This is a genomic window from Parabacteroides vesiculifaciens (genome assembly GCF_049860805.1).
GTDB lineage: Bacteria > Bacteroidota > Bacteroidia > Bacteroidales > Tannerellaceae > Parabacteroides.
Genome location: NZ_CP187555.1, coordinates 4,076,717 through 4,089,915, shown reverse-complemented (window position 1 = coordinate 4,089,915; position 13,199 = coordinate 4,076,717). Strand labels below are relative to the sequence as shown.

Sequence of the window (13,199 nt, the reverse complement as noted above, 5' to 3'; positions counted from 1 at the left end):
TTATTTCTTCTTTAGGAAATACTGCCGCCGGTCTTCGGGATAATGCTCGATGGCATATCGGAGAGCCGTACGCGGAAGTTGTGTCGCATACCGTTCCAGAAAGCCGGTAAGGGTATCCCGATCCCTTTTGCCCACTTCGCGAAGCATCCAGCCGACAGCTTTATGCATCAGGTCATGTTTATGCGTCATCAACCGTTCGGCCAGCGCCAGCGTATCGGTAAAATCCGAACGGCGGATAAAGGCCCAGGTACAGACGATCGAGATCCGCTGTTCCCAAAGGTTATCGCTTTCTGCCAGCTCATACAGAATGGAACGGTCCCGGTCGACTAAATATTCACCGACGATATCCCGGCAGGAGAGATCGACCAAATCCCAATTATTGCAACGGCGGGTATTTTTCAAATAGAAACGATACATCTTTTCCCGTTCTTCAGCCGTAGTCTTTTTATCCTGGAAACGGTAGACCAACACTAACAGAGCGCAGAGACGGGCCTCATGCCAGGGGCTATCCAGGAGGCGCTGCAATTCATCGAGGGGCATCGCCTTGTTTGCCTTGGCTATGCTGCGGGTTAGCGGGACGACTACGCCTAAAAAGCGGTCGCCTTCGCCATATTGTCCCGGTCCGGTCTTGAAAAACCGGCTCAGGTGGACGGCTTTTTCGGGTGAACCGACCGATTGCAGTTCACTCAGCACAAACTCCGCCGTCATGGGCGCAACACCCGTGACACAGGACGGTCGCCTTCTAAGAATCCGATTACATTGTTGCAAACCGTACGCGCCATAATAATGCGTGTTTCCAGTGTCTGCGTTCCGATATGGGGGGTGAGTACGACATTTTCCATTTCCAGCAGTTCCGGCAACGGGTAATCACCGAATTCGAATACATCTAAGCCGGCTCCGTGGATCGTCCCGTCTTTCAATGCCTGCACCAGGGCCTTTTCATCGACCAGCGGGCCGCGGCCGGTGTTGATCAGGACGGCAGTCGGCTTCATCTGCTTCAGTTCGGCTTCACCGATGAGATGAAAGGTTTCAGGAGTATAAGGGGCATTCAAGGAAACGAAATCGGATTGGGAGAGGAGCTCTTCTTTGGAAACGTATGTGACATTCAGCTTTGTCTCTTCTTCGACATACAGCTGGCGGCGGTTGTGATAGAGGACTTCCATACCGCAGGCATTCGCCCGTTTGGCAAGTGCTTTCCCGATACGTCCCATACCGATAATACCTAACGTTTTTCCGGTTACGTTGACACCTAAATTCTCCAGTACGCCAACCTTCATCCCGAGGCCTTCCTTGCGCAGCTTTCGGTCGCATTCGGTAATGCGCCGTGCCACATCAAGCATCAGCCCGAGTGCGAGATTAGCGGTAGGGGCTGTTACGGGGTCGGGGGTATTGGCGACCGTGATTCCTTTTTCGAGGCAGTAAGCGACATCGATATTGTTGTAACCGACGGCATAGTTCGCCACCATTTTCAGGTTGGGGGCACGGTCGATCAACTCCTTGTTTACCGGAAAATCGAACATCGAACACAACACATCGTACTCCGGTATCATCTCTAAAACTTCTTCATACGTGAAATCTCTTCCTTCGGGAAAAGTAACTTCGTACTTGCTTTCCAGCTCAGTAAAACCTTCGCGGAACATATCGTAAGTGACTAATATCTTTGCCATAGTTTTCCTTTTTTACGTGCAAAAATATAAAATAAAACAATGCCTGAAAATCTGGAACAAGGTATGTTTTCCTCTAAAACATCGTAAAAATGCAAAACATAGGGTATGTTTACCTCTAAAACAACGTAAAAATGCAAAACATAGGGTATGTTTACCTCTAAAACAACGTAAAAACACGAGGCATAGGGTATGTATGCATCCAAAACAATGTAAAAACGTGAAACACATGATATGTATGTCTCTAAAACAATGTAAAAACGCGAAACACAGGGAATGTATGCCTCTAAAACATCGTCAGGAAGCCAGACATAGGCTGGTACCGGCGTTCATTTCTTTTCATGGTCGCGAATAAACCGGACAGCTAAGGGAAAAGCAGCGGCACACATGCTACCATGATCGAAACCACCTAACTCATAAAGGGTCACATCGGGATGGCCGAGCAGTTTGAAGAGACGGTAGAAATAGGCGGCTTCTTCATAGCGACCGTACATTTCTTTTTCACGGTCGCCGGAGAGGATCAGGATAGGGGCGCAATCTTTCCGGACGTAATATAAGGGCGCCGTTTCATCGATTGTCGGCTGCAAAGGTTTAATGCCTTGCCGGTTACGGGTTTCGAAATGGGTGATTACCTGGCCGCTGAAAGGGATGATCCCGGCGAGTTTGTCGGCATCTTTTCCGTAACGGGCCAACTGTTTCTTATCCAGTCCGACCATATCGACCAGATAGCCGCCGGCGGAATGCCCGGCAACATAAATAGAGGAGGTGTCGCCTCCGTATTTTCCGATATTATCGAACACCCAGGCAACGGCGGCAGCGGCATCGTCCACGATCTCCATTGTTTTCACATGCGGCGACAAGCGGTATTCGACGCCTACGACTACTAAGTTATCCGTCAGCAGCTGCGAAGGTACTTCACGGCTACCGCCGGTCAATCCGCCGCCATGAAACCAGACAACGACAGGCGCATTTTGTACTCCCGGCTGGTAAGCAATATCCAGGCGGCACATCTTGGAGGTGTATTCATCTCCTGCATTTTCACGATACGGGACATTACGCTCATAGGTATAACCGGCAGCAAAAGCCGCCACGGAAACGAGGATGAGCAAGAAGGTTAACCAGATTTTATGCATCATATTTTGTTCTAAATTTGAATTGATTAAACACATAGATTCATGTTCCAAAAGTAACCAGCTTTTTCCAACAAAACAAACAATCTCCCATTTCCCGCCTTCTTTTTTCTGCTGAACCCGATTATTTCCTATTTTTGTAATCTAATAACGAGTATCTTATTACCTGTCAACAACTACTATGGTTCTAAATTATATCTGGATTGCCTTCTTTCTGATTGCCTTCGTGGTGGCGCTCTGCAAATTAGTCATCGGCGGAGACACGGAAGTTTTTACCCATATCATCAACGCATCTTTTGCTTCGGCTAAGACGGGGTTCGAGATATCCCTCGGGCTGACGGGAGTCTTGGCCCTCTGGCTCGGCATCATGAAAATCGGGGAAAAAGGAGGTGTGATACAGGCTTTTGCACGGCTGACGGCCCCCGTGTTCAGCAAGCTCTTTCCGGGAATACCGAAAGACCATCCGGCAACGGGCTCCATCTTCATGTGCATTTCGGCCAACCTCTTAGGTCTGGACAATGCGGCCACACCGATGGGACTGAAAGCCATGAAAGAGTTGCAGGAACTGAACACGCAGAAGGATTCCGCCAGCGATCCGATGATCATGTTTCTTTGCATCAACGCTTCGGGGCTGACGTTGATTCCGGTTTCCATCATGACCTACCGGGCACAGATGGGAGCGGCAAACCCGGCGGATGTTTTCCTGCCCCTCATGCTCGCAACCTTCTCTTCCACCTTAGTCGCCATACTGGCGGTCTGTTTCAAGCAAAAAATAAACATCCTGCAACGGAACCTGCTGCTTTTCTTCGGTGGCCTGATCGCGTTCATCGGTGGTCTGGCATTGCTTTTCGGGATGATGAGCCAGCAGTCGGTCTCCCTCTACTCTACCCTGTTTGCCAACATTTTGCTTTTCTCCATCATATGCGGATTCATCATCAGCGGCATCCGAAAGAAAATCAACGTCTACGACACCTTCATCGAAGGGGCGAAAGAGGGTTTCCGGACTGCCGTGACGATCATCCCCTACCTCATCGCCGTATTGGTCGCCATTGCTGTTTTCCGTGCCTCCGGAGCGATGGATTTCCTGATCGACGGCATCCGTATGGGAGTTGCGGCAGCAGGATTAGACACGCAGTTTGTGGAAGGTTTTCCTACCATGCTGATGAAACCGCTTAGCGGCAGCGGGGCGCGTGGCATGATGCTGGATGCGATGAACACCTACGGAGCGGACTCGTTCATCGGCCGCCTCTGCTCCATCGTGCAGGGATCGAGCGATACGACTTTCTACGTCGTCGCCCTCTATTACGGCAGTGTCGGTATACGCAACACCTACTATACGATCCCCTGCTCGCTGTTGGCTGATCTGGCCGGGGCGGTGGCGGCGGTCGCTATGACATATTTGTTTTTCACCTAAAAATAATTTGTATCTTCGTCCTATCTAACATAGCAATTTACAAACAGTAAAAACGACAGGAAATGTATGGCGAATCCATCTTTCACCTACTATCAAAATGATACTGCCATCCCATGTAAATCGGATTAGTAGTGCATATATTTGGAATTAGTATAGCGGGTAATATTTTTTAACATATCATTCGGTAAGATAAAACACAAAAAGAATAGCAATATGGCAATAGCATTTTATGCGGAAGACATCAAGCTTCCGGCAATCAAAAAGAGAGCGGTCGGCAATTGGATAAAAGAGGTTGCCGCTACATACGGGAAGAAAGTCGGTGATATCAGTTATATCTTCTGCTCCGATGAAAAGATACTGGAAGTAAACCGCCAGTACCTTCAGCATGATTATTATACGGATATCATCACGTTCGACTATACCGGCGGCAACAAGATCTCCGGCGACCTTTTTATCAGCCTCGACACGGTAAAGAGCAACTCCGAAACATTCAACACCTCCTACAATGAGGAGCTCCACCGTACCATCATCCACGGTATCCTCCACCTCTGCGGCATCAACGACAAAGGGCCCGGAGAACGCGAGATTATGGAGGCCAACGAAAACAAAGCACTGGCGATATTGCCGGAGGAATGCCGGGAAATTTAGATTTCCCGGATTATTCCACAATCACCAACACCGGAATTCTTTATTACTTTTGACGCACTATCTTCCGAAAGGCGACAGAAAAGGGTTCCCGAAGCCCATAAAAGTTTTACTGCATGAAACTCCGAGTTCCACCGGTGAAACTTTCCGGAAGTTTGGTATATCATGCTTTTTGCAATATTAGCGCATAGCAATATCCACATCCTGTTTAATGGAGGTAACTGGCATTCAGGAAATACGTTCACGACCTTGTTCTGTGTGGCAATTATCGCTTTACTGATCATACAGCTTCTAAAAAGAAATGTCTGGAGCCGCTTCCTGTTAGGGATGCTGTTTACTTTCGGTTCATTATTCATGTTTTTTGCATTGCTATCCGAATATTCGGAATTTCCACTCGGGACGGAAGCCAGTGCACTCCAACTGCTCGTTGCCGGCTCTCTATTTATAGGAATTTCTTTTTTGCTGGGGGGCAAAATGCTGCTGAACGGGTTGCATAATATGTATGCCTGAAAAAGCTTGTACATGCTCCGGTGAAAACAGAGATTGCCGGAGAAATGCTCCCAAAACCGATTACTCGCTATCACTACCACAAATACTCATACCGAACGACCATCTGCTCATTTGCCGGATAAACCCCGGTATTATCACATAGATTTGAATTTATAACTCTATTATCAACTCAATCCTGGAAACAGACAAACAAGGGATTGGCAACAATAATAAATTATCGGGTATGAAAAGCACAACTATTTTCTTTCTATTTATTCTGTTAATAACGACAGGTTGTAAGAGACGGAATCAAACGGCAGATGACTTGATCACGGTAGATGTCACCAAAAATTCTTTTCCCAAAAAAGAATTGATTCTTCAAGATTTCATGGATGTGGAGTATATTCCTCTGGAAACAAACGAAGAGTTTATCAACCAAGGGTGTGTGGATGCTATAGGCGAAAAATACATAATCGTAACAAACTATAGAGATGACGGTGATATTTTTGTGTACGATCGGAGCGGGAAAGCCATCCGGAAGATAAATCGTAAAGGACAAGGGGGAGAAGAATATATTTCGTGTAGAAGTGTTATATTGGATGAAGAAAATGAAGAACTGTTTGTAAACGATAACTATGCAAAAAAAATAAGAGTTTATGATTTGAAAGGAAATTTCAAACGAAGCCTTAATCAAAAGAGTGATAAAAATTCGTCTTATTTGGATATGTTTGATTATGACAAGGAAAACTTGATTTGCTATGATAAGTTTAATTATGAAATACCGTTTTTGCTTGTCTCAAAGCAAGATGGAAGTATAACGAAAGAAATTAAAATTCCATTTAAAGAGAAGAAATTATTTCATATAGTATTAAGGCAACCTGATGGAGTAGTAATAGCATCTGCAGGACCTGGTCTGTATAATAGTATAATTCCTTTTGAGGGTAATTGGATTTTGTTAGAAGCCTCTTCAGATACGATCTACACATTAATGCCTGATTACAGTTTGCATCCATTTATTGTACGAACACCACCTGTCCACACCATGAATCCGGAATCTTTCTTGATTTTAAAGTTGGTTTCCGATCGCTATTATTTTATGGAAAGTGTAAAGAATGTATATGATTTCAGCAAAGAAGAAGGTTTTCCGAGAACGTACTTTGTGTACGATACACAGGAAAAGGAATTCTTCAGGTATATCATATACAATGGCGATTATTCTTATAAAAAAGAATTCTATATGTCTATGCTGACCCCTATCAATTTCAAAGGGGAATTATGGGCGACTATAAATGCTTTTGAACTTTGCAAGGACTATGAAAAAGGGAAGTTGAAAGGCAAACTAAAAGAAGTAGCTGCGACATTGGGAGAAGATGACAATCGGGTGGTTATGTTGGTAAAACATAGAAAATAGCCTGTAGGACAATTAAAACAGCTGTTCTACCATTTATTTAATATAAGCATCTGTTATTACCTAAAGATAAATATCAAATATGAAAAGTATAAATGTCCTTTTGCCCATGCTCTGCCTTCTAATGATAGGATGCGCAGGAAACAAACAATCGACAAATGACCTGATCACAGTAGATGTCACAAAAAATTCTTTTCCCAAAAAGGAATTGATCCTTCAAGACTTTATGGATGTGGAGTATATTCCGCTGGAAACAAACGAAGAGTTTATCAACCAAGGGTGTGTGGATGCTATAGGCGAAAAATACATAATCGTAACAAACTATAGAGATGACGGTGATATTTTTGTGTATGATCGGAGCGGGAAAGCCATCCGGAAGATAAATCGTAAAGGACAAGGGGGAGAAGAATACATATCGTGTAGAAGTGTTATATTGGATGAAGAAAACAATGAAATGTTTATAAACGATTTTTGGGCAAGAAAAATAAAAATTTATGACTTGGAGGGAAATTTTAAGCGAAGTATTAAGCAGAAGCAAGATGGTGATACCCGGTTTTATTTGGATATATTCAATTACGATAAAGAGAATCTGATTTGTTACGATGAATTAAATGAAGAGATACCATTCTTGCTTGTATCGAAGCAAGATGGGAGTATAACCAAAGAGATTAAAACTCCATTTAAAGAGAAGAAACTATTGATTCAACTATTAAGACATGAAGGAGGAACTAGATCGGCCAGACCAGGAAATTATAGTAGAATAACTCCTTTTAAAGGTAGCTGGATTCTATTGGAACCTTCGTCAGATACAATTTATACGTTAATGCCCGATTATAGTTTGCGCCCGTTTATTGTACGAACACCACCTGTCCACACCATGAATCCGGAATCTTTCTTGATTTTAAAGTTGGTTTCCGATCGCTATTATTTTATGGAAAGTGTAAAGAATGTATATGATTTCAGCAAAGAAGAAGGTTTTCCGAGAACGTACTTTGTGTACGATACACAGGAAAAGGATTTCTTCAGGTATATCATATACAATGGAGATTATTCTTATAAAAAAGAATTCTATATGTCTATGCTGACCCCTATCAATTCCAAAGGGGAATTATGGGCGACTATAAATGCTTTTGAACTTTGCAAGGACTATGAAAAAGGGAAGTTGAAAGGCAAACTAAAAGAAGTAGCTGCGACATTGGGAGAGGATGACAATCGGGTGGTTATGTTGGTAAAACATAGAAACAGGAGCCTATAAAACACATCTTTATTGAGAGAGGGAGGTTCCAGATATAATCCTGCATCAGGATCGAAGCACATTAATTATTTTCAATACCGCTAATTTCAAGGGAGGCAAACTTTGTTTAACAATAGCAAATATAATTTCTTCATCGATATTAGCATATTCATACGATATAATATTTCGAAGAGCTACAATCTTGCGCCAAGGTATTTCAGGATATCTTCCCATTATCAGACATAAATCCCATCTTTTAAAATATTTCTTTTTAATGCCGGGCGCAAAGAGTCGCGCAATCGAACCAGATCGACCTTGCATTTGCACAAAGATTCCAATAGCTCTTTCAGATCAAAAATGATAAAAGGTTCGACCTTTTCAAGTAAGACGAATAGATCGAGGTCACTATTCTCGGTCTGTTCTCTTCTAGCAACAGAACCGAATATTCCCAATTCTTTAATCCCGAATTGAGGACCAAATTCTTTCTTGAACTGGGATAGTATTTCTTTGTATTCTGCTACAGTTTTCATAATTCCATCCTTTCTACAAAATTAGAAATAAAATCAACAATATGCAACAAGTTTTTATCCCTATACTCGTCCAAACCGGCCATTCGCTCATTTTGCCAACAATAAGCGGTCTTTATGGGATATATTTGAAGGGTAATTAAATTATTCATCTTATTTTTACAGGTATGAAAACAATACTCCTATTGCTCCTCGTTTTTCTGGTAAACAGCGGTTCGGCTGAAACGTTCGTTCCCTATACCCCCGACTCGCTGAAAGAGGGCGACTGGATGGAAATCGAGTCCGTCCACTACTATCCCTACGTTGCTCCGGGCATCGAAGAAGAAGTCCCCTGGCGGGCGGAAAATATCCGAAGAATCATCTTCAAGGCGACCGTAACGGACATAGATGCCCGTACCCTCACCATCGATTATGCACTCAAGAATCTGTACGAATGTCGGAACGATACCGGGAAACCCGGTTTCTACTATTTTGACAGCCGCTATCAGCAGGATTTTACGTTCGATCAGGAGATGGTCGGCAAACGGATCCTGCGCGTCACATACGATCGGGACAGCCGGAAAGCACATACTTCAGACAGGCAAGAAACTACCTTTTCTTACTCGAAAAACTATGTTCCTTTCGGAGTAAGACAGGCAAGGCTATCTGCCTATCCGGAAACAATTGTCCGGGATTCGTTACCCCTGGATAAACTGCTTACACCAGCGGCACAGGATATCCTGACCGGCTGGCACAAAGACGGAATGCCCCGGCTGGCACAAAACACGCGGGTCATCGACGCTTCGTTCGCACTTCCTCCGAATACGGAATTTACCTGTAGTTACGTTGATTTTGATCTGTCCAAAGATTCGACCGTCCATAAAAAGATATTCATCCCCTACCCGACAGAATACAAAGTGGGCGAACGGGTGACGCTCCTGCTTACTCCGGGGGACTCCATTACGCAAGACAAAGAATTATTTGCCACGACACATAAAAGACGCTATCAGGGACGGGGAAGCGAGCAAAACAATATTCAATACAGTTTTCGGCGATTCGCAGACATAAATGACCCTGAGATGCGTAGTTTGGATCCCATTGCTCCGGACCAAATTAAAAAAGCATTTCAAACCCGGGATTCTCTTTTTCAAATTGCATTAGAGAAGGATTTCAAGAATTTGAATCCATACTGGCGAAAGGTATTCGAACGTTCGGAAAGATATTTTGAAGGGATGTCTGTCCTTCAGTTCTATATAAGAGCCACCGACAAAGAAGCCTGGCAAAACAGCGGTTTACTCGACTGGCAAGCTCCTTATTTCGCATCGGTCAATCCGCTTATCGACCATGCATACAGCTTGCAAAAGCCTGATGCCGCAACTTACTATTATTTCCTATACACATATTCAAACTATAAAAAACAAGAATTCAAATCCGACAACCTGTGCTTGAACAAGCAGGGAAAACTATCCCCACAGGAAGAATACATCATAAATAAACAACTCTTTTCGGGTTTTCCTAAATATATGGCAACGGGATCAACTCTACAACAGTTGATGCACACCAACACGCTATCCGAAATAGAAGGAGATTATAACGATTTTATCCGCTCCTGTCCGGATACCAGTCTGACAAATCTGCTAAAAAGAACATACGATAAACTATTACCCTTCGAAACTGGAAAAAATATCAGGGAAAGTGGCCTTATGATAGCCGATAGCTTGCATCTGGTGAAAGGAAGCGACCGGAAATACATCCTGCTGTTTTTATCAAGAGAACAAGGTCTTCCTGCGCCAAACCTTCAAAATGCACTTGATTTCAAAAAATGTCTTGAATCGGAAGGGCTTGTCTCCATCGTTCAACTCGAGTTATATTCAAAATTCCAATCTAACAATACCGAACGGGTAAAGCCCTTTAAAGCGATTTCCGATCTGCAAATAGAGGAATTAAGGCGTAAGGGACTCGGTGCAGTGACTATCCTGATGCGTGAAGACGGAACCATCCTCTATCGGCAATTTACGGGTTGGAGGTTTGATTCCAAACCCGCCTTAGCAATCATTCAAAACGACCTGAACCGGGAAGACGAATCTTTCAACGACTTTCTAAAAGGCTTCAAAGAAGGAGTCTTGGGTACGCTATTAGTCGCGGCAATCATCGGTATCGTTTACTATTTCCGGATGAAAGGGAAGCAAAAGAAGGAACGGAACCGCCGCCGTATCCGTGAACTCGAGCTCCGCGCGATCCGTTCACAGATGAACCCGCATTTCATTTTTAATGCGCTCAGTTCGATCCAGAACCTGATCAATCGCTCGGCCAATCAGGAGGCGAACGAATATTTGATCGATTTCTCACGCCTGTTGCGGAAAGTCCTGGCGACTTCCGAAAAGAAGCTGGTTCCCCTCTCCGACGAGATCGAACAGCTGCAGCTCTACCTGAAGCTCGAACAGCTCCGTTTCCCCTTCTCCTACTCGCTGACAGTAGACAAAAATATCGAACCGGATGCAATCGAGATTCCGGGGATGCTGATACAACCTTTCGTCGAAAACGCCGTTAAACACGGAATCGCTCCGCGCGGTACGGGAGAAATCATAATTCGATTATCTTTGCAAAACCAGTTGTTGGTGATCGACATCATCGACGACGGCCCCGGAATGAAAGCTAATGCGGAAGGAGGTTTCGGTATCCGTGCCATCAGCAACGAGTTCGAAATACTGAAGGATTTGTACAACACGGAAATCGACATAACGATCGAAAACAGGCAGGAGAAAGAATCTGTTTCCGGTTGCCATGTCCGGCTATCCATTCCTTTATAAGACAAAATATGGACACAAAAATAACCGCAGCAATTGTAGATGACGAGCAGGGGAACCGGGAGAACCTGCTCCGCATGATCGGGCGCTATTGCCCGCAAATCAGGATATCGGCCATTTGCAGCTCCGTCACCGAAGCCCGTACCGTCCTGCCCGAAGCTAAACCGGATATCCTTTTTTTGGATATCCGGCTGGGTGACGATACCGGTTTCTCCCTCCTGAGAAGTCTTCCGGAGATTCCTTTCGAGGTGATCTTCGTGACCGCTTACGACAACTATGCGATCCAGGCCATCCGCTTCAGTGCGCTCGACTATTTGTTGAAGCCGATCGACCCGGAAGAACTGACGCATGCCGTAGACAAAGCAGTCCAGGTCGTCCTCCGGAAACAGGAAAACAAACGGATGCAAAACCTCCTGCAGAACACACAGGCTTTGGACAAACAAAAGAAAATAGCCCTGTCGGTCGCCGATAAAATAGAATTTGTGGAGATCGGTTCCATCATCCGTTGCGAGTCGGAAAGCAACTACACGACCTTCCACCTGAAGTCGGGGGAAAAGCTGATCGTATCGAAAACACTCAAGGAGTTTGATGAGTTATTGACGCCTTACAACTTCCTCCGCGTCCACCAATCCCACTTGGTCAACCTGGATGAAATCAAAAGTTTCATCAAAAGCGACGGGGGATATATACGTATGAAAGATGGAGCGTCGGTTAGCATTTCCCGCCAACGGCGGAATTATGTGATGGAAGTTTTAAGGCAATTATAAATTCAACTGCCGGAAGGTCATTCATTCTTTATATTTCAGGTCGAAACGGCCTTTCGTAACGCGTCCTCCTTCGAAAGTACCACTGAACACACCGTCAGACATACGGGATATATAGACCTTTCCATCTTCTATCTTTTGATTATCAAAAGAGGCATCCTTATAAGGGAGCGTCTTCCCTTGTTTAGGATTGGCAATTGTAAAACGGAGATACGTGCCGAAATCGACTTGTGCCGAAACCGTCATGCCGGTACTGTCTTCCAGCACCATATATTCCGCATTGGGCAGGCCCCACCGGCCGCTTGCATACACCCAGCCATCTACCAGGCAACCGAATGTATTCGCCCCGGTCTCGGTCGCCTCGGGCATAATCGTCGGATCGATCGACTTATTCTCTTCACAGGCCATACAAAACAACAACAAACAGATAAATAATATATGTCTCATAATCGTATCTGATTAAAAATGTAAATTTATACCGAACAACAACGATAATTGGGAGAAGCAGCCCCCGCCACCATTCAACTCAGGAGATTCGACTTGCCATTTCCGACCGTGATATTTGACCGAATAGCTCTCGGAGGAGGTGACGATCCAATTCACTTTTGCAGAAATTCCCACAAGCGACGAGAGAAGATACTCGCCCCCTGCCGAGAGATTATATGCCAGCTTGTTCATAGACACATCCCGTGGCTTACCGTACACGATGCTTTTATCTTTATAATGCTGATATCCCAAACCGGTCGATAAGGACAGATTATATTTCTGCTTCACCATGAACAAGGCAATCTGAGGCGCAATATAGTGCATCAGGATCTTGTCGGAACTTTCATCATAAGCATTTTTGTACTGCCCACCCTGGTAGAGAAGTCCGGGAGCGAACTTAAACGAATTGAAGATATATTTATCCCCTAAAAAATAATAGCTGGCATCCCAGGTGACTCCATTCCGCAAATCACTACGATAGGAGCCGGAGTTGTTAGTGATCCCGATCATTCTCCCCAAATACCAGGAAGGCCCTGCATAAACGGAAAACACCGACTTTCCGGTCGATGCCTCCTGGGCCAAGGCAGACACAGCTTGTATCAGCAGTCCCAACAAAAGCACATATTTTTTCATAACATTTCTTTTAGAATTA

General features: G+C 44.6%; 14 protein-coding genes. 7 read left to right on the top strand and 7 right to left on the bottom strand.

Annotated features, from left to right (window positions below; genetic code table 11):
- From ACPYIV_RS16330 to ACPYIV_RS16320, 3 genes are all read right to left on the bottom strand, one after another.
- Window positions 1-708, bottom strand: coding sequence for a DNA alkylation repair protein (locus ACPYIV_RS16330; protein WP_293732405.1), 708 nt, complete (start codon window positions 706-708; stop codon window positions 1-3).
- Window positions 705-1,667, bottom strand: a complete 963-nt coding sequence (locus ACPYIV_RS16325; RefSeq protein ID WP_301703575.1) for a 2-hydroxyacid dehydrogenase family protein — start codon at window positions 1,665-1,667, stop codon at window positions 705-707. The genes ACPYIV_RS16330 and ACPYIV_RS16325 overlap by 4 nt, the downstream gene beginning before the upstream one ends.
- 326 nt (window positions 1,668-1,993) lie before the next feature.
- A complete protein-coding gene (locus ACPYIV_RS16320) occupies window positions 1,994-2,800 on the bottom strand; it encodes an alpha/beta hydrolase (protein ID WP_425884056.1) in 807 nt (268 codons plus the stop codon).
- 175 nt (window positions 2,801-2,975) lie between these two features.
- Between ACPYIV_RS16320 and ACPYIV_RS16315 the strand changes: the two genes are divergently transcribed.
- The 5 genes from ACPYIV_RS16315 to ACPYIV_RS16295 all read left to right on the top strand — a co-directional run bounded on the left by ACPYIV_RS16315 (window position 2,976) and on the right by ACPYIV_RS16295 (window position 8,005).
- Window positions 2,976-4,208 carry a nucleoside recognition domain-containing protein gene (locus ACPYIV_RS16315; RefSeq protein ID WP_425884054.1) on the top strand — a complete coding sequence of 411 codons (1,233 nt, stop codon included), beginning with the start codon at window positions 2,976-2,978 and terminating at the stop codon, window positions 4,206-4,208.
- Window positions 4,209-4,421: 213 nt separating this feature from the next.
- The gene (gene ybeY, locus ACPYIV_RS16310; RefSeq protein ID WP_293732409.1) at window positions 4,422-4,856 is read left to right on the top strand and encodes an rRNA maturation RNase YbeY; all 435 of its coding nucleotides are present in this window, start codon (window positions 4,422-4,424) and stop codon (window positions 4,854-4,856) included.
- Between the two features lie 162 nt (window positions 4,857-5,018).
- On the top strand, window positions 5,019-5,363 hold the full coding sequence (locus ACPYIV_RS16305) for a hypothetical protein (protein ID WP_293732410.1): 345 nt from the start codon (window positions 5,019-5,021) through the stop codon (window positions 5,361-5,363).
- A gap of 223 nt (window positions 5,364-5,586) precedes the next feature.
- Window positions 5,587-6,753 carry a 6-bladed beta-propeller gene (locus tag ACPYIV_RS16300; RefSeq protein WP_425884051.1) on the top strand — a complete coding sequence of 389 codons (1,167 nt, stop codon included), beginning with the start codon at window positions 5,587-5,589 and terminating at the stop codon, window positions 6,751-6,753.
- Window positions 6,754-6,832: 79 nt separating this feature from the next.
- The gene (locus ACPYIV_RS16295; protein ID WP_425884049.1) at window positions 6,833-8,005 is read left to right on the top strand and encodes a 6-bladed beta-propeller; all 1,173 of its coding nucleotides are present in this window, start codon (window positions 6,833-6,835) and stop codon (window positions 8,003-8,005) included.
- A gap of 45 nt (window positions 8,006-8,050) precedes the next feature.
- Here the strand turns inward: ACPYIV_RS16295 and ACPYIV_RS16290 are convergent, their stop codons facing one another.
- On the bottom strand, window positions 8,051-8,218 hold the full coding sequence (locus tag ACPYIV_RS16290; RefSeq protein WP_425884047.1) for a DUF86 domain-containing protein: 168 nt from the start codon (window positions 8,216-8,218) through the stop codon (window positions 8,051-8,053).
- A gap of 2 nt (window positions 8,219-8,220) precedes the next feature.
- Window positions 8,221-8,514, bottom strand: a complete 294-nt coding sequence (locus tag ACPYIV_RS16285) for a nucleotidyltransferase family protein (RefSeq protein WP_425884045.1) — start codon at window positions 8,512-8,514, stop codon at window positions 8,221-8,223.
- Between the two features lie 164 nt (window positions 8,515-8,678).
- Here ACPYIV_RS16285 and ACPYIV_RS16280 point away from each other — a divergent pair, with 164 nt between their 5' ends.
- Window positions 8,679-11,300 (top strand): sensor histidine kinase, encoded by a 2,622-nt coding sequence (locus ACPYIV_RS16280; RefSeq protein WP_425884043.1) that lies wholly within the window; start codon window positions 8,679-8,681, stop codon window positions 11,298-11,300.
- An 8-nt stretch (window positions 11,301-11,308) separates the two neighbouring features.
- Window positions 11,309-12,064, top strand: a complete 756-nt coding sequence (locus tag ACPYIV_RS16275; RefSeq protein ID WP_425884041.1) for a LytR/AlgR family response regulator transcription factor — start codon at window positions 11,309-11,311, stop codon at window positions 12,062-12,064.
- A gap of 21 nt (window positions 12,065-12,085) precedes the next feature.
- Here the strand turns inward: ACPYIV_RS16275 and ACPYIV_RS16270 are convergent, their stop codons facing one another.
- Both ACPYIV_RS16270 and ACPYIV_RS16265 read right to left on the bottom strand, forming a co-directional pair.
- Window positions 12,086-12,508, bottom strand: a complete 423-nt coding sequence (locus ACPYIV_RS16270) for a hypothetical protein (protein WP_293732416.1) — start codon at window positions 12,506-12,508, stop codon at window positions 12,086-12,088.
- A 12-nt stretch (window positions 12,509-12,520) separates the two neighbouring features.
- The gene (locus ACPYIV_RS16265) at window positions 12,521-13,180 is read right to left on the bottom strand and encodes a hypothetical protein (protein WP_293732417.1); all 660 of its coding nucleotides are present in this window, start codon (window positions 13,178-13,180) and stop codon (window positions 12,521-12,523) included.
- Between the last annotated feature and the right edge of the window lie 19 nt (window positions 13,181-13,199).